A 22,090-nucleotide genomic window follows, 5' to 3' on the forward strand; every position below is an offset into this window, starting at 1 on the left:
CAAATGTGTAAAGTTAATCGACACTTTACTTTTGCCTGTTAAAAATCCCGACATGATCCGCCTTTTCAAGCATTACATACCTTATGCGGTGTTGTTTCTCGCGATAATCGATTTTTGCCTTTTGATCGTTGCAGCGGAAACCGCGTGGGTCATCCGCGCGAACCAGATCGGGATGCATGTCGACTATATAGGCAACCGGTTTGGCCAGTTGTTCACATTTGCGGCATCGGTCCATGTCGCCGCAATGGCAGTCGGTGTCTATGGGCCTGATGCCCTGCAATCCTTGCGATTTGCAATTGCGCGGTTGTTGGTTGCGGTGTCCTTGGGCGTCATATTTCAATCGGTCATGGCGTTTGCTTTGCCCGGAATGACGTTGTGGCGGTCCAATTCCTTATACGCGATGATCCTTGCGTTCATATATCTGGCCGCAAGCCGCGCCATCCTGGGCAGCTTGATTGGCGGCGAGAGTTTCAAGCGGCGGTTGCTGGTGCTGGGCGCCGGGCGCAGGGCGCAACGGATCAAGGATCTGGAAGCGAAGGCAGGGTCTGGATTTGTCGTCGTTGGCTATATCGCGATGGACGAAAACAAGCGCGTTATACCCGAAGCGATCAACCGCAGCGCCATCTATAACCTGTCCGATTATGTCGTGAAACTGGGAACCAGCGAAGTCGTGCTTGCGCTTGAAGAACGTCGCAACGCCTTGCCGCTTGACGATCTGTTACGGATCAAAACCACCGGTGTGCACGTCAACGATATCTCGACCTTTCTGGAACGGGAAACCGGTCGTGTCGATCTGGACAGCGTCAACCCGAGCTGGCTTATTTTTTCCGACGGGTTTTCATCGGGCCGGCGGCTTTCGGGACTGTCCAAGCGATTGTTCGACATTGCGGCCAGTTCGCTTTTGCTGTTCCTGACGGCACCGATCATTTTCCTGTTCGCCATATTGGTGAAACTCGAAAGCAAAGGGCCTGCTTTTTATCGGCAAGTCCGGGTCGGGCTTTTTGGCCAGCCCTATACTGTGCTGAAACTCCGTTCGATGCGCGAAGATGCGGAAATCGGCGGGAAAGCTGTCTGGGCGGAAAAGGATGATCCGCGCATTACAAAAGTCGGGCGTTTTATCCGCAAAGTGCGGGTGGACGAACTTCCGCAAACCTGGAATGTTTTGAAAGGCCAGATGAGCTTCGTCGGGCCGCGCCCCGAACGCCCCGAATTTGTGGCGGATCTGGAACAGCAGCTTTCCTATTACGCAGAGCGACATATGGTCAAGCCGGGTATCACCGGATGGGCGCAGATCAATTATCCCTATGGGGCATCCAAAGAAGACGCGCGGCACAAGCTGGAATATGACCTGTATTACGCCAAAAATTATACGCCGTTCCTTGATCTGTTGATCTTGTTGCAGACGATCCGGGTCATAATCTGGCCCGAAGGTGCGCGCTGATGGACGGTATGATGACCTTCATCGGATTTTGGGGGCACGCAGCGGTAGGCTTTGGATATGCGGCCCTCGCAATCTGGCTGTTCCACAAATATGGCACCAGTAATCGTCAGCAGATATTGCTGATCAGTGCGATGGCGGCGACATCCTTATGGGGGGTTGCTGCGCTTTTTTCGGGGCCGTTAAGCCTTGCCGCGCTGTTGGCCGAAAGCGCGCGAAATCTTGCGTGGCTGTGTTTCATGTTCTTCCTTCTGAAAAGCGGAGAGGGCAGGGAACAACCGCGCACGATCAACATGATTTACGCCGTGCTGTTGATTATATTGCTATTCCAACCGGCGAACGATGCGGTTGTCGCGTTGTTTGGAATGCGCGGCTTCAACACGGATATTGCAATCCAGTCATCAATGACATTGCGGATGATCTATGCCGTGGGCGCGCTGGTTGTGGTGCACAATCTCTACACAGTATCCGCACCCGAGGCGCGCTGGGGGATCAGCCTGCCCATGGCCGCGCTGGCCGCAATGTGGACCTATGATCTCAATCTGTACACGATCAGCTATATCACCGCCGAACCTTCGGCCGAACTGGTGCAAACCCGGGGGCTTGCCGCCGCGATGCTGGCACCGGTGTTCGTCATGGCCGCCCACCGGAACAGCAATTGGGGGCTGCGTTTGTCACGGTCCGTTGCATTTCGGTCGGTGTCGCTTGTCGCCATTGCGGTCTATATGTTTGGCATGGTCGTTCTGGCCACCGCGCTGGAGATTGTCGGCGGGACATATGTCCGGTTGGCCCAGATCACGCTGATATTCGGCATGTCGCTGACCGCGCTTTTGGTATTGCCGTCAGGCCGGTTCAAAAGCTGGCTCAATGTGGTAATTGCCAAGAATTTTTTCCAGCATCGCTATGACTACAGGTCCGAATGGATGCGCTTTGCCGATACGATCGGTTTCCCATCGAAGGAAGCCGCCCCCTTTTACGAACGCGTGATAAAGTCGCTGGCCGATATATTCGATAGCCCCGGCGGTTTGTTATTGGTGCCGGACGAAGAGGACCGGCTGACCCTTCAGGCGCGGTGGAACTGGGCGACGGCGAACGTTCCATCCTATTGCGTGACATCTGTTACAATGCCTTTTTTTGAATCGACAGGGCATATCGTTTCGATGGACCAGATTCGTCAAGGAACGGATGACAAATGTGATCCACGGGCCATTCCGCAATGGCTTTTTGAAGAATCGCAGGCTTGGGCTGTCGTGCCGCTGGTGCATTTCGGCAGGCTCGCCGGATTGGTGATTTTATCCCGCCCCCGTCTGCCGCGTGCGTTGGATTGGGAAGATCTGGATATGCTGCGTGTTGTCGGTCGGCAATTGGCGAGCTATCTTGCCGAAGCCGCCAGCCAACAGGCGCTCGCCGAAAGCCAGCAGTTCGAGCAATTCAACCGCCGCTTTGCCTTTGTCGCGCATGACATCAAGAACTTAGTCAGTCAGCTTAGCATTTTGGCCCGTAACGCAGAACGTCACGCCGAAAAGCCGGAGTTCCGCGTCGACATGATCGATACGTTGCGTTCATCGGTCGACAAAATGAACGAGCTGCTCGCCCGTTTGTCGCAACATAATAAGTCGCGTCAGGCCGCGCCCATCATCATTGATATTGGTGAGGCCGTGATGAAAGCGGTTCATGACAAGCGCCTGATTTACCCGATCGAGGCGGAGTTAAAGCCAGGTATGTTTGCCACCGCTGACCCTGCGCGGGTCGAGACCATCATCGGCCACCTGGTACAAAATGCCATTGAGGCGACAGGCGATGGCTCTCCGATCCAGATCAAGTGCAACATACAGGGCAATGAAATCGCTGTGCATATCAGTGACAAGGGGGTTGGCATGACGGAAATGTTCATTTCCAAATTGCTGTTCAAACCCTTTGAATCAACCAAAGAAGGCGGTTTCGGCATCGGGGCCTATGAAGCGCGGGCGTTGGCCCTGTCGATGGGTGGGCAACTGCGGGTGGATAGCAAACCTGGCCGCGGAACGACGTTTACATTGTTGTTACCAAGGGCAACCGAGGCCCAAGACCCGGTAAATATGGATGAAGCGGCATGAAATCACCGGAAACACGCCAAAAGTTGCTGATCGTCGAAGATGATCTGGGACTGCAGAAGCAACTGAAATGGTCATATGAAGACTTTGACGTATTCTGCGCTGCCAATCGCGACGAAGCCATGACGTTATTGCGCGCCGAAGAACCCGATGTCGTTACGCTTGATTTAGGTCTACCGCCCGATCCGGACGGCGTTACCGAAGGTTTCGCAGTGCTTGACGAAATGTTGAAACTCAAACCTGACACCAAGATTATTGTGGCATCAGGGCATGGCGCGCGCGAAAGCGCATTACGTGCAATTTCGGCGGGGGCATGGGATTTCTATCAAAAGCCGGTCGACATTGACGAACTTCATTTGATCGTGAAACGCGCATTTCACGTCCGGCAACTGGAAATGCAGAACGAACTTCTGCAGCAACCAGACGCCGATGGTGAATTGTTGCTCGGTACAATCATTTCGGCATCGCCCGAAATGGTGAAGGTCGCCCGGACGATCCAGCGTGTTGCCCCGACTGGCGTGTCGGTCATGCTGTTGGGCGCAAGTGGCACCGGCAAGGAATTGCTTGCACGCGGTTTGCATAATGCCAGCGACCGCGCCGACAAACCGTTTGTGGCAATCAATTGTGGCGCGATACCTGAAAACCTTCTCGAGTCAGAACTTTTTGGCCACGAAAAAGGTGCCTTCACCGGCGCGGTTAAAACCACCGAAGGCAAGATCGAAATTGCAAACGGGGGCACTTTGTTTCTCGATGAAGTAGGCGATATACCGTTGACGTTGCAGGTAAAGCTGCTCCGGTTCTTGCAGGAGCGGGAGATCGAGAGAATTGGAGGCCGCAAACCCATTCCTGTCGACGTCCGCGTTGTGTGCGCGACCCATCGCAATCTTAACAAGATGATATCCGATCAGAGTTTCCGTGATGATCTTTATTATCGATTGGCCGAGGTCACAATTGCCATACCGTCCTTGATCGAACGAACGGGCGATGCGGTATTGCTCGCGAAATATTTTGTGAGCCGTTTTGCCCGTGAGATGAATCCGTCGATAAAAGGCATGTCGAGCGCGGCGCTAACCGCCATCGACCAATGGCAATGGCCGGGCAATGTTCGCGAACTGGAAAACAGGGTAAAGCGAGCCGTCATAATGGCGGACGGCAAATTCGTAACGGCCGATGATCTGGATTTCGGGAACGAGGACGATGATGAATTGTTGCTCAACCTGAAAGCGACGCGGGAGGCGGCAGATCGAAAGGCGATCAAACGGGCAATCGCACGCACCGAAGGCAATATATCGGGCGCCGCAAAATTGTTGGGTATCAGCCGTCCCACATTATATGATTTGCTGAAACAATATGACCTTCAGGCCTGATTGAAACCCGGTCATGGCCCGCCGAACTCCCATAATCTTAATGTCGGCTATTCTCGCAATGGCGGCGGGTTTTGGCATTTTGCTATATCGTGGAATAAGCACGACCGCAGTTTCGTCTTATAGCGAAGCGCAGGAATATATAAAATCAGGAGATCTGCGCGCGGCGCGAATTGCGTTGATGAATGCGGTGAAAGAAAACCCCGGATTTCTGTCGGCCTTGGTGGAACAGGCGCATGTCAATCTGGAACTGTTCGATGCTCCTGGCGCTCAGATTGCACTTGAACGGGCATTGGTGGCAGGTGTCAAAAAAGACCAGATAGCGCATCTTTTGGGTCATGCATATTGGTTGCAAGGTGAACTGGATACCGCCGAGAACCTGTTATTGTCGCCAAATATTCCGCCCGAAAATCATATTTATGCGTTGCGGATATTGGGCCGCGTCAAGATGGACCGAGGGGATCTGGCCGCCGCCCAAACCAGCTTTGACGAAGCGATCCGGATCGATCCCAAAGACAGCCGGACGTGGACTGAAATTGCACGACTTCGCTTTGTCCAGGGCAACCAGAAAGGGGCAATAGAAGCGGTCGATTATGCCTTCAAACTCGACCCTCAAAATGTGCGCGCACTGGAATTTCGCGGTCGCCTTATGCGATCTCAATTTGGCGTGGTGGCCGCATTGCCCTGGTTTGAACACGGGCTTCAGATTAACCCCAATGATGTTCCATTGCTCGAAGAATATACGCTGACCCTTGGTGACGCAGGCCGCTATCGTGATATGTTGTCGCAGTCACGCAAGATACTTTCAATCGACCCAAATAATCCAAGGGCGTATTTTGCACAGGCAGTTTTGGCAGCGCGGGCAGGCGAATATGCATTGGCAGGTCGTCTTTTGTCAAAAACTGGCCCGGCTTTCAGCGAAGTTCCCGCTGCACTCTTGCTAAGCGCGATATGTGAATTTGAAACGGGCAATAGCAATCGTGCGGTCGACCAATTGCAAATCTTGCTCGGCCAGCAACCCCGGAACCAGCAAGTGCGAACATTATTGGCGCAAGCGTTGTACAAGGCTGGCGACCCCGATGGCGCGCTTGACGTAATCCGGGAAATTGCATCGCGGGGCGATGCCGATAGCTACAGTCTGACGTTAACGGCAAAGGCGTTTGCAGCAAGCGATCAGCCTGACCGTGCAGTTGATCCGCTCAACGATGCCGCTTTTGCGGCTTTCCGCGCCGCACTGCCTTTGCCCGAGCCGGTATCGCTAGCCGATGCCGCTGCGACGGCGCAACGTGAGCCCGACAATGCGCAAGCTGTTCTGCCCTATATCCGGCTATTGGCGACCGAGGGGCAATTTGAGCCCGCATTGCGCGAGGCAAGGCGATTACAAGGCAATAATGCCGGCGTTGCCGAGGCTCATATCATCGTCGGTGATTTGGAACTCTCTCGTTCAAATCTATCGGTGGCGATAGAGGAATATCAAAAAGCCCGTGCGATCCGTTTTACAGAACCGGTGATGCTAAGGTTGGTCGATGCCTTGTCGCGTGCGAACAGGGAAAAAGAGGCAGACCAGATATTGGCGGCATATGTGACGTATAACCCCGCCAACTTGTCTGCGCTTCGGCTATCGGGATATCGATATCTTGATACAAAAAATTGGCCTTTGGCCATCGCAATGCTCGAAAAAGTGCGACGGAGGTTGGGAAATAATGATGTGATATTGCTGGCGAACATTGCCCGTGCATATGCAGGCGCTGGTCAATGTGCAAAGGCAACCGCATTTGCCCGGACAGCATACAATATAGCGCCTTCCAACCCCATGGTAACGCATGTGTATGGCCAGATATTGCTCAAGTCGGGCAGTCGTCCCAAGGCCGCACGCGAGTTACTGCAAAAGGCGGTAATCTTAATGCCGGAAAATCGGCAGGCCGCCGCGGAACTGAGGCAGGCAGAACAGGCTTATGCTCGGCCGTGAACTCATAAATCAGCAAAGCGCCAATAGTTCGGCGGGGCTTACCCCGGCCCGCTGCATTTGAGCCATGACTTCGGGCCATACATTTTTGACAAAATGATCGCGTTCGAAACTGCGTAATTTGGTAACGGCGCCGCTCGCAACGAACAATCCAACGCCGCGTTTTACATCGACCAGTCCGCTATCTTGAAACAGTTGATAGGCCTTGGCGACTGTCAATGGATTGGCCCCCTGATCGGCGGCAAAAGCGCGCACCGAAGGCAACATATCGCCTTCCTTATATTCGCCATCCAAAATGGCGGCCGCAATCACGTCACGCAATTTCATATATACGGGTTTTGCATCGCTTTTCATCGCAACCTTACTGCCATAATACAGTAGGGCGCGTCAAGGTTTCACTTCAAGGCCAATGGCGTATGATATCGGTCGGATCGGGGCGTGGGCGCTCCTCCAATGCGTTCGCCGCAGAACCTATATAAAAGAAACCAGCCAGCTTTTCATCACCGGTGCACAAGGCTTCGGCAATGTTCGGGTCATAGCATGCCCAACCGGTAATCCAGCTTCCGACAAAGCCATGGGCATGGGCGGCGTGCAGCAGGTTCATGCCGACTGCACCAACGCTCATCTGTTGTTCCCATATTGGAATTTTTGCACTGGCCTGGGGGGCAAAGACAAGTGCGACGAGAGTAGGGGCCATAAAGGCAGGGGCAATGATGGCGTCGATTTGCGCCTGCCGCGCATCGGTATTGGCGCGCACAAAGGCAGTTTCCAGCAAAGCAGCGAAAGTTTTTCTATCCTGGATTACAATCAGCCGCCAAGGAAACAGCTTGCCATGATCAGGTGTGCGGGTGGCCATTTCCAATATCTGCTGGAGTGTGATTTGGTCAGGGCCCGGCGAAACCATATCCCGCGGTTTGCCTGAACGACGTGTTGCCAGATATTCTTTTACAGAAGTCAGATCGTTGAACATAGGTCCCTCATTCGACGAATTCTAAGTCACCGCGCAACAAAATTCTTCACAGCCGCAATTTTTTCGTTAGGGTTTGGTGATCTGCCCCCGGAGAGGGGTAAACGAAAATTTGAGGGGTTCTTTCCAGCATGACCAATATTGTGGACGATTCAGCGGCCGAGCCCGGTGCGATTCCGGGAAATTATACGAAGGTCGACACGCACGACAAAGACGGCTGGTTTGGTCATCCCAAGCAACTTGCACGGTTATTTACTACCGAGATGTGGGAGCGTTTCGGATATTATGGAATGCGCGCGTTGCTCACGCTCTATCTGGCGCAACATTTCCTTTTCGATGATACCACAACGGCGTCGATTTATGGCGGATTTACCGCTTTGGTTTACCTCACGCCGTTGATCGGCGGGCTGATTGCGGATCGTTATCTTGGATCGAAACGATCTGTGAAATTCGGCGCAGTTTTGATGGCGCTTGGTTATTTTACCCTCTGTTTTGGCGGTGAAGCGGCCAAGCCATATGCGATGATTGATGGCGAACGTTACGAAGTAACGGTTGAAGGCAAAGGCGAGGCGCAAAAGCAATTTGTCACTGACGACGGCCAAAAACTGCAGATCAAAGGCAATGATGACAAGACGGTTTCTCTGCTGGGGGCCGATGGTACCGAGGTTCGCAGCATTGGTGCAGGCGAGTTTAAGGCATCGGGGGAACGTTCGTCCTTTTACACGATGTTGCTGCTCATCGGCCTGTCGATGGTCACAATCGGCAACGGCTTTTTCAAACCCAATATCTCGACGATGGTCGGCGCGCTTTATGACCAAGGCGACCAGCGCCGCGACGCCGGTTTCACTATCTTCTACATGGGCATCAACCTTGGATCTTTGCTATCGCAACTTGCATGTCCGTTTTTGGCAGACGCATATGGTTGGTGGGCGGGATTTGGGCTAGCGGCTTTGGGTATGCTGGCTTCCTGGGCGCTTATCCAGTTCGACGGTGGCCGGCTTGACGGCTATGGCGAACGTCCGGCGGATGCAACGTCGAACCGTGATTGGTTGATCTATGGCGGCGCACTTCTCTGTGTGCCGGTCGTATGGTTCCTGTTCTCCAACCTCATGGGCTATGCAAAGCCCGAAGCGGGAAGCGGCATTTTGGGCTATATCGCGACGCTTCCGATCATGGGCAAATTGCTGTTCGGGACCTTCTTGATCGGCGTACCTGCCATTTTGTTTTGGTCCTATCTCAAGGGATCGAAAGTTGAATTCCAGATGATGATTGCCGCCATGGTGCTGATCATCTTTAACGTCGTTTTCTGGACGCTGTTCGAACAAGCCGGTTCTTCGCTGACCTTGTTTGCAGATCGTAACACCGACCTGTCGGTTTTCGGCTGGTTCAGCATCTCCGCCGGTCAAACCCAGTTCTTCAACGCATTTTTCATTGTCGCACTGGCCCCTGTGTTTTCCATTTTGTGGAATGCAATGGCAAAACGCGGTATTGAACCGGGCATCCCGATCAAATTCGGCATCGGCCTGATGGGCGTCGGATTTGGTTTTCTTTTCCTCGTCTGGGGCTCTCAATTTGCCGGAGATGATTTCAAGGTTGGCCTGTGGTGGCTGGCGGGGCTTTACCTGATCCATTCGATTGCCGAACTGTGTATTTCGCCGGTCGGTCTGTCGATGATTACGAAGCTGTCCATTGCGCGCATCGTTGGCATGATGATGGGCGTGTGGTTCTTGTCGATATCGGTTGCCCAATATGTGGCAGGTGTCGTCGCGCAAGTTGCCAGTGTCGAAACGGTCGGCGGGCAAGTGACGAACTTGAAAGTCAGCCTTAACACCTATGTCGACGTGTTCACGACGATCGGATGGATTTCGGTTGGCATTGGCGTGTTGCTGATGCTCATCGCCTATCCCCTTAAGCGTTTGATGCATGGTGTGAAATGACGAGCATGAACAAATTCGCGCTGTTTCTTTTGACGACGGCATTGGCCGGTTGCGGGGCGCAAACCGATGGTCCCGCGTCCGCATCGACGAAAGCCGCCATAAAACCTCCGGCAAAAGTGGAAGCGCCTTTTACGTCGACGTATAAAGCCTATCCGGGTCAGGCGACCGCCATTCGGAATGTTACGATATTCGATGGCGAAGGAGGTCGGGTCGATAATGGCGTCCTGTTCATGTCCGGCGGCAAGATCAGCAGCGTGGGTGGTCCGGATGCCGCCATCCCCGCCGATATCAGGGTGGTGGATGGCGCTGGCAAATTTGTCACCCCCGGCATCATCGATATCCACTCGCACCTTGGCGATTATCCGACACCCTCGGTCGAGGCGCATGATGACGGCAATGAAGCCACATCGCCCACCACGCCCGAGGTTTGGGCCGAACACAGCGTCTGGCCGCAGGACCCGGGTTTCAGCCGCGCGCTGACCAATGGCGGGATCACATCGTTGCAAATCCTGCCCGGTTCGGCGAACCTGATGGGCGGCCGTTCGGTGGTCCTGAAAAATGTCTATGCCCGCACGGTGCAGGGAATGAAATTCCCCGGCGCGCCCTATGGCATGAAAATGGCCTGCGGCGAAAATCCAAAGCGGGTGTATGGCACTAAGGGCCGGATGCCCTCCACGCGTATGGGGAATCTTGCGGTCAATCGGCAGACGTGGATCAAGGCGCAGGAATATAGGAAAAAGCGCGACAGCGGTAAGGAATATTCACGCGACCTCGGCATGGAAACGCTGGCGGGTGTCCTCGATGGCGATATCCTGATCCAGAACCACTGCTACCGCGCCGACGAAATGGCCATCGTCCTCGATATGGCCAAAGAATTTGGCTATAAGGTATCGACCTTCCACCACGCCGTGGAAAGCTACAAAATTGCAGACCTGCTGCGCGACAATGGCGTTTGCTCCGCTGTCTGGGCCGATTGGTGGGGCTTCAAGATGGAGGCTTATGACGCCATCCCGGAAAACGCCGCCATCCTTCAGAATAGCGGCGCATGCGTCATCATCCATTCCGACGATGAAAACCAGATCCAGCGTTTGAACCAGGAAGCTGCCAAAGCGCAGGCTGATGGCCGCCGTATGGGCATCCAGATTTCGGATGCCGAAGTCATCAAATGGCTCACTTACAATCCTGCCAAGGCGTTGGGCATCGCCGACAAGACCGGAAGCCTGAAGCCCGGCAAGATGGCCGATGTCGTTCTGTGGAATGGCGACCCGCTTAGCGTCTATTCCCGCCCCGAAATGGTGTGGATCGATGGCGCGCTGATGTATGATGCGAAGGACCCCAAAAGGCGGCCCGTGAGCGATTTCGAACTTGGCCAACCCGGCGAAGGAGATGTGAAATGAAGCATTTCCTTTATGCAGCAGCCGCGATGGCAGCTTTGACCTCGCCATCCTATGCCGAAACCATTGCCATTACCGGCGGCAAGCTTGTCGTCGGCGACGGTAGCGCGCCTGTTGAAGGCGGCACCGTTGTCATTCGCGATGGCACCATTGTGGCAGCCGGTTTGGGTGTCGCTATTCCTGCGGACGCGCGGAAAATCGACGCCAGCGGTAAATGGATCACTCCGGGCGTGTTCGCCGGCTTCACCCGCCTCGGCCTGTCCGAAGTGGATGCCGTGAACGGCACCAACGACAAGAGCGGCGGTAAAAGTGGCTTTTCGGCCGCGATTGATATAGCGCCCGCTATCGACCCCTTCCGCTCGCCCTTTGCAGTGAACCGGTCCGCAGGCGTCACGCGCGCCATTGTGGCACCTGAGGCCGCCGACAATATTTTCGCAGGGCAGGGCGCAATCGCCGATCTGGGTGCAGACAGCGATGCCGTGACCAAAGCGCGCGCCTTCCAATTCGCCGAATTTGGCGAAGATGGTGCCGCAAACGCAGGGGGCAGCCGGGCCGGAACGCATCTGCATTTCCGCGCGATGCTGCGTGAGGCGCAGGAATATGCGGCAGGGCGTGACAGCTTCGACGATGATCTGCTGAAAGCCGAAGATGCCAAGGCATTGCTGTCGGTCCTGCGCGGGGAAACGCGTTTGTTGATCCATGTCGAAGGTGCGAACGACATGTTGCGCTTGCTGGAACTGAAACGTGATTTCCCGACTATCAAGATGGTATTCGTCGGCGCGACCGAAGGCTGGCGCGTTGCACCGCAACTGGCGCAGGCAGGTGTTCCTGTGATCGCCTCGGCGCTCAACGATTTGCCCGCAACATTCGAAATGCTGGGGGCTACGCAGAGCAATATCGGGCGTATGAAAGACGCCGGAGTGAAGGTCGCCATTGGCATGATCAACGACCGCGATTCCCACCAGTTGCGCTACACCACGCAATATGCGGGCAATCTGGTCAGTCTGGAAAAGCTGCCCAACGCAACGGGCCTGTCCTGGGACGAAGCCTTCGCCGCGATCAGCTCGGTTCCCGCCGACATCATGGGCGTCGGTGACCGCTATGGCAGCCTGAAGTCGGGCAAAGCCGCCGATGTGGTGGTATGGGACGGGGACCCGCTGGAGCTTTCCAGTTCGCCGACCGCCGTCATTATCGACGGGGTGGAGCAGCCCTTGGGCAACCGGCAACAGCGGCTACGTGACCGATATGCGCGCCCGACCGAAGGTGATTTGCCAAAAGCCTATGACCGCTAAAGATCAAAGCTGTTAAGGACAGCATGTTTCGGGGGCCGGAGACGTTGAATTGAACGCATATCTTCCTTTGGCTGCCGCCTGTATTGCCTTTGTCGGCACGCATTTTCTGATGTCGCATCCGTTGCGGGCCATGTTGGTATACCGGCTGCGGGGCAATGGTTTTGCCCTCCTTTATTCGGCGGTATCGCTCGGGCTGTTTTATTGGATGATTACGGCCTTTGTGCAGGCACCCAAGGGGGATTATTTCTGGCCCGTTGGTGATGTGTTGTTGGGCGTCACCAGCGTCCTGACGCTGATCGCAGGCGTGCTGTTTTCCGGGTCCTTCATCCGCAATCCGGCATTGCCGGGGGTTCCCGATGCCCTCGCGGCGCAGGAACCCTCCGGTGTGTTCAAGGTCACCCGTCACCCGATGATGTGGGGCTTTGCCCTATGGGGCATCGGCCATATCCTGATCGCACCCAGGATCGACAGCTTCCTGTTTGCCGGAAGCATCGTCTTTCTGGCGCTCGTCGGGTCGAAGGGGCAGGAAATCAAAAAGAAGAAACTGGCCGGTGTCGAATGGGATTCATGGCTACGACGGACGCATTTCTGGCCGCGCCTGTCCGCACTGCCGTCGGTGGGCGTTGGCCCGTGGATCGCCGGTATTGTCCTCTGGCTGGTGGCCACATGGAGCCATCCTTTCATGGGCGTTGCGGGTGCGGGTATTTTTCGCTGGTTTGCGGTTTAGGGGCGGGTCATTGCCGGTCTTTGAAGTTGGGGACAGTCCCTAAAGGGACAGTCCCCGAAGAACTTTGACGTTTTACAGGGACTGTCCCCTTGGGGACTGTCCCTAACGGCTTCGCGAAGAATTTTGACGTTACACAGGTACTGTCTCTAACGGTTGAGGAGGCGCCATTCGTCGAGAGGCAAAAGTTCGAATTATACTCAATCGTCACCCTGAACTGGTTTCAGGGTCCATTTGTAAGCCCTCACCCGACCTTTAGTGACAAGCCATGCTGCAACGCACGGTTGCTTTTAGCCCACGCCGACGGAGCCGCTGCACGATGGACCCTGAAACAAGTTCAGGGTGACGGGGGTTGGTTCAAGGTGTCGGTGTATTGGCTAAGGGCGATGGTGTGTCAGCTTGGCGGTTGGGGACAGTCCCTAAAGGGACAGTCCCCGAAGAACTTTGACGTTTTACAGGGACTGTCCCCTTGGGGACAGTCCCTAACGGCTTCGCGAAGAATTTTGACGTTACACAGGGTCTGTCCCTAACGGAACCGTCCCCTTCGAATCTCACAACCGGACCATCTTCATCCCGCGCTCGCCGTAGCGCGGACCGGCGGTTCCGCCGCGGGGGGCTGCGGCTTCGAGTTTGGCCAAATCTTTGGCGTCCAGCTGGATGTCTGCCGCCTTTGCGCTATCTTCCAAGGTGGCACGCCGTTTGAAGCCGGGAATGGGAACAATGTCGTCACCCTGTGCCATCAACCATGTGAGGGCAATTTGTGCATTCGATGCGTCGTGCTTCGTTGCAACTTCACCAACAATATCCACCAGCTTCAGATTGGTCGCGAAATTCTCGCCCTGATAACGCGGGTCCTGCCGCCGCCAGTCATTTTCCGGCAAGTCATCAAGGCTGCGGATCGAGCCGGTAAGAAAGCCGCGTCCCAAGGGGGAGTAAGGCACAAAACCGATGCCGAGTTCGCGGCAGGTAGGTAAAATCTCATCTTCAATGTCACGCTCCCACAGCGAATATTCGCTTTGCAGGGCGGAGATCGGCGCGACCGCCGCAGCACGGCGCAGGGTTTCTGGTCCGGCTTCGGACAAACCAATATGTTTGATTTTGCCTTCGGTGATGAGGTCGGCCATCGCACCGACAGTTTCCTCGATCGGCACGGCAGGGTCGACGCGATGCTGGTAATAGAGATCAAGGCAATCGATGCCGAGGCGCTTCAAGGTTCCTTCAACCGCCGACTTCGCATTTGTGCCTGATCCATCGACGCCGACAATATTGCCGGCATCGAATTTGAACCCGAATTTGCTAGCGATAACCAGCCCGTCGCGCTTGCCCTTGATGGCTTCGCCCACCAATTCTTCGTTGGAAAAGGGGCCGTAGATTTGGGCGGTGTCGAAAAATGTCACGCCGAGGTCGATGGCGCGGTGAATGGTCTTGATGGCTTCATCGGGATCGGCATCCTCGCCATAGACGATATTACCACCCTTGATCATGGGCATGCAGCCCACGCCGATAGCGCTGACCTTTAATCCGTTACCGAGATTGCGATACTGCATCCAACTTCTCCTTTTCCGGCGCTTCAATGGCGGTGGCGAGCGCGACGTCCATCTGCACATTGCCGGTTGTTCTGAAAATGTCGGGCAGCGTTTCGACCGCGATCAGCAAGGCCAGCGGTTCGACCGGAATGCCCAGAGCCAGACAGATTGGCGCGATGGAGGTGACGAAGCTGACCGTGCCGGGCAGGCTGACGGCTCCCATCGATGTGAGAGCTGCGATGAAAATGGCAAAGGCATAGTCGAACCCATCCAGTTTTACCCCGAACCAGTTGGCAACATAAAGCGCCACCGCAAGGTTCATGGCAGGACCGGTAACGCGTAGCAAGGCGACCGCCATCGGCAGAACCAGTCCGGCGGTGGATTCCCGCACACCCAGTGCTTCGGATTTTTGCAGCATCAAGGGCAGGCTGGCGAGCGAGGATTGCGTTGATACGGCAAAGGCCTGCACCGGTGCAATCTGGCGTGCATAGTCGGTGAAACGGACCTTTCCGGCAAAGACGGCAACGGGATAGGCGAAGGCACCGACCACGATACCGACCATCGACACGATGCCGATATAGTGCAGAACCGCACCCAGCGCAGCAAAGCCCGACCGTGCGCCGACAACAAAGGCCAAAGCGAACACGCCGATGGGGGCGAGTTTCAGCACCCATTCAATCACGATCACCATTGCATCGGCCAGCGCGCTGAAAAAACCCGCAATTTGCTTGCGCGGTTCGGCGGCGAGCCGCGTAATCGCAAAGGCGAAGGTCATGGTGAAGATCAGCAGCGGCAGAATGGAATCGCTGGCCGCCGCTGCAATTGCATTGGTGGGAACAAGTGCGACGATGAAGTCGCGCAGGCCGGGCTGCTCGCCAACTGCGGCGGCTGTCGTCAGTGCGGAGCGCAGTGCATCGGCGCTTTCCTGTGGCATCGGAACGAGCGCGAGGAAGATGGGGGTAAGGATCGCGCCCATGCAGGCGGACAGGCTCATCATCACAACGATCCACGTTACGGTGCGCGCCGCCATGGGGCCGGCACGTGCGGCCTCCGCGCTCTTGACGATGCCGGTGATAACCAGTGCGACGATCAAAGGTACGACCGTCATGCGCAACCCGTTCAGCCATAATGTGCCGACGATATCGAATGCGAAATCCAGTTGCTTGGCAATGGCCGGTATCTGGGCGGTCAACAGGATGCCGAGCAATAGACCGGCAACCAATGCGATAAGAATACGTGTTGCGTTAGACATGACGAGAGGTCTTGCCAGCCTGCCGCCCCGTATGCAAGGGAGAGGCATCGCGGTTGCACTTTTTCGTCGTAATTCCGCACGGATATCAGGAACTGGCATGGCGCGTAAATATTTCGGAACCGACGGGATCAGAGGCCGCACCAATGCCAGCGCGATGACGCCGGAAATGGCGATGAAGGTCGGGCAGGCGGCAGGCGCGCATTTCCTGCGCGGCAAGCACAAGCACCGCGTCGTGATCGGCAAGGATACCCGGCTTTCGGGCTATATGATCGAGAATGCACTGGTTGCTGGATTTACCAGCGTGGGTATGGATGTGGTGCAATTTGGGCCCATCCCGACACCGGCGGTGGCGCTGCTGACCCGGTCGATGCGCGCCGATCTGGGCGTGATGATTTCGGCGAGCCATAATCCTTATGAAGATAATGGAATAAAGCTGTTCGGGCCGGATGGGTTCAAGCTGTCCGATGCGGATGAATTGGCGATCGAGGCTTTGCTTGACCAACCGTCGAAGCTTGCCAATGCCCCTGATGTCGGCAGAGCGCGGCGGATCGAGGATAGCCGGGGCCGCTATATCCATGCGGTCAAGGCGTCGGTCCCCGAACATATCCGCTTTGATGGACTTCATGTCGTACTCGATTGCGCCCATGGCGCTGCCTATCAGGTTGCGCCCACGGCAATCTGGGAATTGGGCGCGCAAGTAACGCCGATTGGGGTCAGCCCCAATGGCAAAAATATCAACGACAAGGTTGGGTCAACCCATGTCTCGACCTTGCAGGAAACGGTCGTTTCGGCAGGCGCAGATATCGGCATTGCGCTTGATGGCGACGCCGACCGCTTGATCGTTGTTGACGAAAAAGGCCGCGTTGTGGATGGCGACCAGATCATGGCGTTGCTCGGAACGGCGATGAGCCGGGCGGGCAGGCTGACGGGTGATGGTATTGTTGCCACGGTCATGTCCAATCTGGGGCTGGAGCGTTATCTGGAAAGCCAGCATCTGAAGCTGGTGCGCGCCAAGGTCGGTGACCGCTATGTTCTGGAGGAAATGCGCAACCACGGCATCAATGTGGGGGGTGAGCAATCGGGGCATATGATCCTGCTCGACCACGCCACCACCGGCGACGGCACCATTGCTGCGCTGCAGGTATTGGCGCAACTGGTTGAAAGCGGGAAGCCCGCAAGCGAGGTGCTGCACCTGTTCGATCCTGTCCCGCAGCTTTTGAAAAATGTTCGCTTTTCGGGTGGAAAGCCGCTGGACAATCCGGCGGTTCAGGCCGTCATCGCGCAGGCGGAGGCTGAGCTGGCGGGCAAGGGCCGTCTGGTCATCCGCCCGTCGGGAACAGAGCCCGTCATCCGCGTCATGGCCGAAGGCGACGATGCGGCGCAGGTCGAAAAGCTGGTCGATGCGATCTGCGATGCGGTAAAGGTCGCGGCAGCTTGAACAGCGACGGCAGGCCTGTCCGTGTCCTTATCATAGCCGGTTCGGACAGCGGCGGCGGCGCGGGTATTCAGGCGGATATCAAGACCGTCACCATGCTCGGCGGCCATGCGATGACATCGATCACCGCCATCACCGCGCAGAACACTTTAGGTGTCGACGCGGTCCATATGGTGCCGACCGACATGGTCATCGACCAGATTGCTTCGGTCGTCAGCGATATTGGCGTTGATGCGGTCAAAATCGGAATGATCGGAAACGCCAGCACAGCACACGCCGTGGCCGACAGCCTTGCCGAACTGTCCTGTCCGATAGTGTTTGATCCCGTCATGGTCGCGACCAGCGGCGCGGTTTTGGCCGATGCCGACACGATCTCCGCCTTCGAACGGCTGATGCGGCTTGCCACGATTACGACGCCCAATCTGCCCGAGCTGGAGGCATTGGGCGGCAAGAACGCCTTGCTGGCGCGGCATATACCGCTGCTGATCAAGGGTGGTCATTCCGAAGACGATCTGATCGTCGACGAACTCCATCTGGCCGAGGAGCAATGCGTTAGCTGGTCCGACGAACGGATTGCGACGCGCAGCACGCACGGCACGGGCTGCACGCTCGCCACCGCCATTGCGACGGGGCTGGGGCAGGGGATGGATCTGGTCCCCGCCATTGATCGCGCACGGCTGTTTGTGCGTCTTGCCTTGCACGATGCGCCGGGACTCGGGCAGGGGCATGGGCCGATGGGACACCAGTCGGTGCGTGAGGATGCGATGGTCGCAGGGCCCTCGCTCAATCAGGTAACCGTCGGCTGCCGTGACTATGGCGCGTCGGTAGATTTCTACCGCACGCTTGGTTTGCAGCAAATTGTCGACAGCCCCTCCAACGGCTACGCCCGTTTCGAAATGCCCAATGGCGTGACCTTTTCGATCCACCAGAATGACGCGGGCGCAACATCGACCGTGGTCTATTTTGAAAGCAAGCGGCTCGATGCCTGGGTCACCGAATTGCTCAGCCAAGGCTATATGTTCGACCAGATGCCGCAGGACGAGAGCTGGGGCTGGCGTGAAGCGCGGCTGCTGGATCCGGCGGGCAATATGGTGTGCCTCTATAGCGCAGGCGAAAACAGGCGCTATCCAGCCTGGCGGATATGATTGTCGGTGTAGACGAAGCCGGGCGCGGTCCGCTTGCAGGGCCCGTCGTGGCCGCCGCTGTGGTGCTGTGTGAAGAGGGGATCGCGGGGCTGGATGACAGCAAAAAGCTGTCGCCCAAGAAACGCGCGGCCTTGGAAGAGCAGATAAAGGCCAAATGCCGCTGGGCCGTCGGCCTGTGCAGCGTCGAGGAAATCGACCGGGTCAATATCCTGCAAGCAACAATGCTGGCGATGACCCGCGCGGTCGAGGCGCTTGCTATTGCGCCCTCGCTGGTCATGGTCGACGGCAACCGACTACCCAAATGGACCTATCGGGCGCAGGCGGTCGTAGGCGGCGATGCCATCCACCCCTGCATTTCGGCGGCGAGCATCATCGCCAAAGAACATCGCGATCGCCTGATGGTCGAGGCGGACCAGGAATTTCCCGGCTATGGATGGGCATCGAATAAGGGATATGGCGCCGCGATCCATATGGAGGCGTTGCGCCGTTTGGGCCCTACACCCTTGCACCGCCGGAGCTTCGCGCCCGTCGCACAGATGATTTTGATGTAACGGAATGTAAAATCTTCGGGTGTGAGTCCTTCGCGCAACACCACCACCCGTTGAGTCCCGCACGAATCCTAAGACTCTACATCTTGTGTCGGACTCGTTTCGTTCCCGCCAGATAAGGCATTTCCTTCGCCTATATCCACGAGTCGCGACGGATTAAGAACCTTGACGTTAACCCGATCGCGACTCACTGCAGGTTAAACAGGGTTCAGGAGTATCGAATATGGGTGTCATCGAAAAAATTCGGCCAGCGACGGTAAAGACCGCAGCGCCAAAGGCCGATTTGCCTTTGAACCAGATTTTGAAAATGGACTGCATCGAGGCGATGCGCTCGCTGCCCGATGCCTGCATCGATATGGTGTTCGCCGATCCGCCCTATAATCTGCAGCTTGGCGGCGACTTGCTGCGTCCCGACAACAGCAAGGTCGATGCGGTCGACGATGATTGGGACAAGTTCGAAACCTTTGCCACCTATGACGCCTTTACCCGCGCATGGCTCGCCGAAGCGCGCCGGATCTTGAAGCCTAACGGCTCGCTCTGGGTCATTGGCAGCTACCACAATATTTTCCGCGTTGGCACGGCGGTGCAGGATGCGGGCTATTGGATTTTGAACGACATTATCTGGCGAAAGTCGAACCCGATGCCCAATTTCAAAGGCACTCGCTTTACCAATGCGCATGAAACGCTGATCTGGGCGTCGAAAAGCGAGAAGTCGAAATATACATTCAACTATCGCGCCATGAAGACGCTCAACGACGAACTTCAGATGCGTTCGGACTGGCTGATCCCGATTTGCGGCGGTCAGGAACGGCTGAAACGTAACGGCACGAAGGCCCATCCGACGCAGAAGCCCGAGGCATTGCTCTATCGCATCCTGTTGGCCTGCACCACGCCGGGCGATGTTGTCCTCGATCCGTTCTTCGGAACCGGCACTACCGGCGCTGTTGCCCGTCGTCTGGGTCGCGACTGGATCGGATGTGAGCGCGAAGACGTTTATTGCGAAGTCGCCGAAGAACGGATTGCCGCGGCACTGCCACTGGATGAAAGCGCATTGAAAACGATGCAGTCGCCCAAGGCCGCACCCAAAGTCGCTTTCGGGCAATTGGTAGAAGCGGGCTATCTGAACCCCGGCGCAAAGCTGTTTGACCGCAAGCGGCAGTTCGAAGCGGTCGTGCGTGCCGATGGATCGATTGCTTGTGGCACTGTTGATGGTTCCATCCATAAAGTCGGATCGACCATCCAGAATGCGCCTAGCTGCAATGGTTGGACCTATTGGCATTATGAGGCGACCGACGGCGCGATGAAGCCGATCGATGATCTGCGCCAAACCTATCTTCTTGCAACCGAACCGTGATCGACCTTTACCTTCGTCCCACGGCTTTTGTTGAAAGTCCGCAGCGGCATGACGGCGCTGCTGTCCGGCTTGCAGGCAGCATGCTGTGGTTCTCGCAGATCGAGGTCATTGACCGCACGGGCGCCAGCACCGAGCGGCAGCTTGTCGACATGCGGCGGTGGGAGGAATTTCTCGGCAATATCCCGGTGGAAAAGCAGGCGCGCTGTGCGCAGCTTTATACCCGTCTGACAACCCCACGCTCGGCCTTGCAAATGGGCGAGCGGACTATCCGTCTGGACCAGCCACAGGTGATGGGTATCATCAACATGACGCCGGACAGTTTTTCCGACGGCGGTAAAAATGGGGATATCGAAACTGCCGTGAATGCGGCCTTTAACATGACGAGCGCCGGTGCCGCCATGATCGATATCGGCGGAGAGTCGACACGCCCCGGCGCACCCTTGGTGTGGGAAGGCGAAGAAATATCGCGGGTCGAACCGCTGATCCGCCGCTTGGCTGTTTCGGGAACCGCAATTTCCATCGACACGCGCAAAGCCGCGGTGATGGAGGCTGCCGTGACTGCGGGCGCGGCCATGATCAACGACATATCGGCACTGCTGTTCGATGACCGGTCGCTGGAGGTTGCAAAGGCCCTCAATGTGCCGGTCGTCCTGATGCACGCGCCTAGCCATGGAACCGATCCGCACAAGGGCGGGGACTATGATGATGTGGTGACCAACGTGTTTGACTGGCTGGAAGAGCGCGTGGAGGCCGTCGAGGCTGCGGGCATTTCGCGTGACAAGATATTGGTTGATCCCGGCATCGGCTTTGGCAAATCGCTGACGGACAATCTATCGCTTATCAACAACCTGTCGGTATTTCATGGTTTGGGCTGTGCCGTGCTGTTCGGGGCCAGCCGGAAACGGATGATTGGCGCATTGTCAAATGAAGCACCTGTGGAACAACGCCTCGGCGGATCGCTTTTCCTCGCCATGAAAGCGGTGGAGCAGGGCGCGCATATCATCCGTGTCCACGACGCCGCTGAAACCGTCCAGGCTGTTCAGGTCTGGCGGGGGCTTCGCGATGCGGCTTTGACGGCAAGGGCATAACTTACAGGGCTTTGACCGCATTGCTCCAAAGCCGCTTCTGGCCGACACTGTGAACAACGCCTCGAAAAAGGAAATGCCATGATTGCCAAATATATCGTCGGTTACATCGCAACCGGAATAGCCTTTGCGGTGATCGACAGCTTTTGGCTTCGCACCATGTATACCCGGCTGTACCAGCCGGAAATTGGGGAATTGATGATGAAAAACGGCTTCCGCCTGGGGCCGGCCATTATCTTCTACCTTCTCTATATTTTAGGCATGATGATCTTTGCGGTTGGCCCTGCGCTGCTGAGTGGCAAATGGCAGACGGCCTTGATCTGGGGCGCGCTGCTCGGCTTCTTTTGCTACATGACTTACGATTTGACCAATCACGCCACGTTGAAAGTGTGGAGCACCAAAGTGACGGTGCTGGATATCATTTGGGGCACTGTGCTGACGGGTTCGGCTTCGGTTGTGGGGTATTGGATAACGACTGCGATTTTGGGGAAGAATTGACCGGCACGTGTTGGGGACAGTCCCCAACGCCGGCATGATTTGATGTGAAGGCGAAAGGGTGATGGAAACCCA

At 56.4% G+C, this 22,090-nt stretch carries 18 protein-coding genes; 14 read left to right on the plus strand and 4 right to left on the minus strand.

Features of this window, described 5'->3' with window-relative positions; translation table 11 throughout:
* Positions 1–52 precede the first annotated feature (52 nt).
* The 4 genes from ACKVOS_RS02370 to ACKVOS_RS02385 are packed head-to-tail and all read left to right on the plus strand — an operon-like array spanning position 53 to position 6,864.
* The gene (locus ACKVOS_RS02370; protein ID WP_409210414.1) at positions 53–1,441 is read left to right on the plus strand and encodes a TIGR03013 family XrtA/PEP-CTERM system glycosyltransferase; all 1,389 of its coding nucleotides are present in this window, start codon (positions 53–55) and stop codon (positions 1,439–1,441) included.
* On the plus strand, positions 1,441–3,534 hold the full coding sequence (gene prsK, locus ACKVOS_RS02375; protein ID WP_409210415.1) for an XrtA/PEP-CTERM system histidine kinase PrsK: 2,094 nt from the start codon (positions 1,441–1,443) through the stop codon (positions 3,532–3,534). The genes ACKVOS_RS02370 and prsK overlap by 1 nt, the downstream gene beginning before the upstream one ends.
* Positions 3,531–4,898 carry a PEP-CTERM-box response regulator transcription factor gene (gene prsR, locus ACKVOS_RS02380; protein ID WP_409210416.1) on the plus strand — a complete coding sequence of 456 codons (1,368 nt, stop codon included), beginning with the start codon at positions 3,531–3,533 and terminating at the stop codon, positions 4,896–4,898. Before prsK ends, prsR begins: the two co-directional genes overlap by 4 nt.
* Before the next feature lie 13 nt (positions 4,899–4,911).
* On the plus strand, positions 4,912–6,864 hold the full coding sequence (locus ACKVOS_RS02385) for a tetratricopeptide repeat protein (RefSeq protein ID WP_409210417.1): 1,953 nt from the start codon (positions 4,912–4,914) through the stop codon (positions 6,862–6,864).
* A 9-nt stretch (positions 6,865–6,873) separates the two neighbouring features.
* Here ACKVOS_RS02385 and ACKVOS_RS02390 read toward each other — a convergent pair whose 3' ends face one another.
* Together ACKVOS_RS02390 and ACKVOS_RS02395 are read right to left on the minus strand one after the other, a co-directional pair.
* Positions 6,874–7,215 (minus strand): GntR family transcriptional regulator, encoded by a 342-nt coding sequence (locus ACKVOS_RS02390; RefSeq protein WP_409210418.1) that lies wholly within the window; start codon positions 7,213–7,215, stop codon positions 6,874–6,876.
* A gap of 46 nt (positions 7,216–7,261) precedes the next feature.
* Positions 7,262–7,831: a nitroreductase gene (locus ACKVOS_RS02395; RefSeq protein WP_409210419.1), complete on the minus strand. Its 570-nt coding sequence runs from the start codon at positions 7,829–7,831 to the stop codon at positions 7,262–7,264.
* Between the two features lie 128 nt (positions 7,832–7,959).
* Here ACKVOS_RS02395 and ACKVOS_RS02400 point away from each other — a divergent pair, with 128 nt between their 5' ends.
* From ACKVOS_RS02400 to ACKVOS_RS02415, 4 genes are read left to right on the plus strand one after another with little or no spacing between them, the layout of a single operon-like run.
* On the plus strand, positions 7,960–9,765 hold the full coding sequence (locus tag ACKVOS_RS02400) for a peptide MFS transporter (protein WP_409210420.1): 1,806 nt from the start codon (positions 7,960–7,962) through the stop codon (positions 9,763–9,765).
* A gap of 5 nt (positions 9,766–9,770) precedes the next feature.
* Entirely contained in the window at positions 9,771–11,162 is a 1,392-nt protein-coding gene (locus ACKVOS_RS02405; RefSeq protein ID WP_409210448.1) for an amidohydrolase, read from the plus strand.
* Positions 11,159–12,451: an amidohydrolase family protein gene (locus ACKVOS_RS02410; protein WP_409210421.1), complete on the plus strand. Its 1,293-nt coding sequence runs from the start codon at positions 11,159–11,161 to the stop codon at positions 12,449–12,451. The genes ACKVOS_RS02405 and ACKVOS_RS02410 overlap by 4 nt, the downstream gene beginning before the upstream one ends.
* A gap of 49 nt (positions 12,452–12,500) precedes the next feature.
* On the plus strand, positions 12,501–13,178 hold the full coding sequence (locus tag ACKVOS_RS02415) for an NnrU family protein (protein WP_409210422.1): 678 nt from the start codon (positions 12,501–12,503) through the stop codon (positions 13,176–13,178).
* Between the two features lie 548 nt (positions 13,179–13,726).
* On the opposite strand, the gene ACKVOS_RS02420 is transcribed toward ACKVOS_RS02415, so the two are convergent.
* Both ACKVOS_RS02420 and ACKVOS_RS02425 read right to left on the minus strand, forming a co-directional pair.
* The gene (locus ACKVOS_RS02420) at positions 13,727–14,722 is read right to left on the minus strand and encodes an aldo/keto reductase (protein WP_409210423.1); all 996 of its coding nucleotides are present in this window, start codon (positions 14,720–14,722) and stop codon (positions 13,727–13,729) included.
* The gene (locus ACKVOS_RS02425; protein ID WP_409210424.1) at positions 14,700–15,953 is read right to left on the minus strand and encodes a dicarboxylate/amino acid:cation symporter; all 1,254 of its coding nucleotides are present in this window, start codon (positions 15,951–15,953) and stop codon (positions 14,700–14,702) included. The genes ACKVOS_RS02420 and ACKVOS_RS02425 overlap by 23 nt, the downstream gene beginning before the upstream one ends.
* Positions 15,954–16,050: 97 nt before the next feature.
* Here ACKVOS_RS02425 and glmM point away from each other — a divergent pair, with 97 nt between their 5' ends.
* The 6 genes from glmM to ACKVOS_RS02455 all read left to right on the plus strand — a co-directional run bounded on the left by glmM (position 16,051) and on the right by ACKVOS_RS02455 (position 22,018).
* A complete protein-coding gene (gene glmM, locus ACKVOS_RS02430) occupies positions 16,051–17,391 on the plus strand; it encodes a phosphoglucosamine mutase (protein WP_409210425.1) in 1,341 nt (446 codons plus the stop codon).
* Positions 17,388–18,533, plus strand: a complete 1,146-nt coding sequence (thiD, locus tag ACKVOS_RS02435) for a bifunctional hydroxymethylpyrimidine kinase/phosphomethylpyrimidine kinase (RefSeq protein ID WP_409210426.1) — start codon at positions 17,388–17,390, stop codon at positions 18,531–18,533. Before glmM ends, thiD begins: the two co-directional genes overlap by 4 nt.
* On the plus strand, positions 18,530–19,084 hold the full coding sequence (locus ACKVOS_RS02440) for a ribonuclease HII (protein ID WP_409210427.1): 555 nt from the start codon (positions 18,530–18,532) through the stop codon (positions 19,082–19,084). The genes thiD and ACKVOS_RS02440 overlap by 4 nt, the downstream gene beginning before the upstream one ends.
* A 220-nt stretch (positions 19,085–19,304) precedes the next feature.
* A complete protein-coding gene (locus ACKVOS_RS02445; RefSeq protein WP_409210428.1) occupies positions 19,305–20,435 on the plus strand; it encodes a site-specific DNA-methyltransferase in 1,131 nt (376 codons plus the stop codon).
* Positions 20,432–21,523 (plus strand): dihydropteroate synthase, encoded by a 1,092-nt coding sequence (folP, locus tag ACKVOS_RS02450; protein ID WP_409210429.1) that lies wholly within the window; start codon positions 20,432–20,434, stop codon positions 21,521–21,523. The genes ACKVOS_RS02445 and folP overlap by 4 nt, the downstream gene beginning before the upstream one ends.
* A 78-nt stretch (positions 21,524–21,601) precedes the next feature.
* The gene (locus ACKVOS_RS02455; RefSeq protein WP_373473400.1) at positions 21,602–22,018 is read left to right on the plus strand and encodes a DUF2177 family protein; all 417 of its coding nucleotides are present in this window, start codon (positions 21,602–21,604) and stop codon (positions 22,016–22,018) included.
* The last annotated feature ends 72 nt before the right edge of the window (positions 22,019–22,090 follow it).

The organism is Sphingorhabdus sp., from assembly GCF_046154385.1.
Classification (GTDB): Bacteria; Pseudomonadota; Alphaproteobacteria; order Sphingomonadales; family Sphingomonadaceae; genus Sphingorhabdus_B.

Bases quoted from the DNA above. Each gene is read 5' to 3' on its own strand.
- ACKVOS_RS02425 (WP_409210424.1), bottom strand. From the start codon at position 15,953: ATGTCTAACGCAACACGTATTCTTATCGCATTGGTTGCCGGTCTATTG.
- ACKVOS_RS02385 (WP_409210417.1), top strand. From the start codon at position 4,912: ATGGCCCGCCGAACTCCCATAATCTTAATGTCGGCTATTCTCGCAATG.
- ACKVOS_RS02370 (WP_409210414.1), top strand. From the start codon at position 53: ATGATCCGCCTTTTCAAGCATTACATACCTTATGCGGTGTTGTTTCTC.
- ACKVOS_RS02395 (WP_409210419.1), bottom strand. From the start codon at position 7,831: ATGTTCAACGATCTGACTTCTGTAAAAGAATATCTGGCAACACGTCGT.
- prsR (WP_409210416.1), top strand. From the start codon at position 3,531: ATGAAATCACCGGAAACACGCCAAAAGTTGCTGATCGTCGAAGATGAT.
- ACKVOS_RS02410 (WP_409210421.1), top strand. From the start codon at position 11,159: ATGAAGCATTTCCTTTATGCAGCAGCCGCGATGGCAGCTTTGACCTCG.
- ACKVOS_RS02400 (WP_409210420.1), top strand. From the start codon at position 7,960: ATGACCAATATTGTGGACGATTCAGCGGCCGAGCCCGGTGCGATTCCG.
- prsK (WP_409210415.1), top strand. From the start codon at position 1,441: ATGGACGGTATGATGACCTTCATCGGATTTTGGGGGCACGCAGCGGTA.
- ACKVOS_RS02455 (WP_373473400.1), top strand. From the start codon at position 21,602: ATGATTGCCAAATATATCGTCGGTTACATCGCAACCGGAATAGCCTTT.
- ACKVOS_RS02390 (WP_409210418.1), bottom strand. From the start codon at position 7,215: ATGAAAAGCGATGCAAAACCCGTATATATGAAATTGCGTGACGTGATT.
- ACKVOS_RS02405 (WP_409210448.1), top strand. From the start codon at position 9,771: ATGAACAAATTCGCGCTGTTTCTTTTGACGACGGCATTGGCCGGTTGC.
- ACKVOS_RS02445 (WP_409210428.1), top strand. From the start codon at position 19,305: ATGGGTGTCATCGAAAAAATTCGGCCAGCGACGGTAAAGACCGCAGCG.
- ACKVOS_RS02440 (WP_409210427.1), top strand. From the start codon at position 18,530: ATGATTGTCGGTGTAGACGAAGCCGGGCGCGGTCCGCTTGCAGGGCCC.
- ACKVOS_RS02420 (WP_409210423.1), bottom strand. From the start codon at position 14,722: ATGCAGTATCGCAATCTCGGTAACGGATTAAAGGTCAGCGCTATCGGC.
- glmM (WP_409210425.1), top strand. From the start codon at position 16,051: ATGGCGCGTAAATATTTCGGAACCGACGGGATCAGAGGCCGCACCAAT.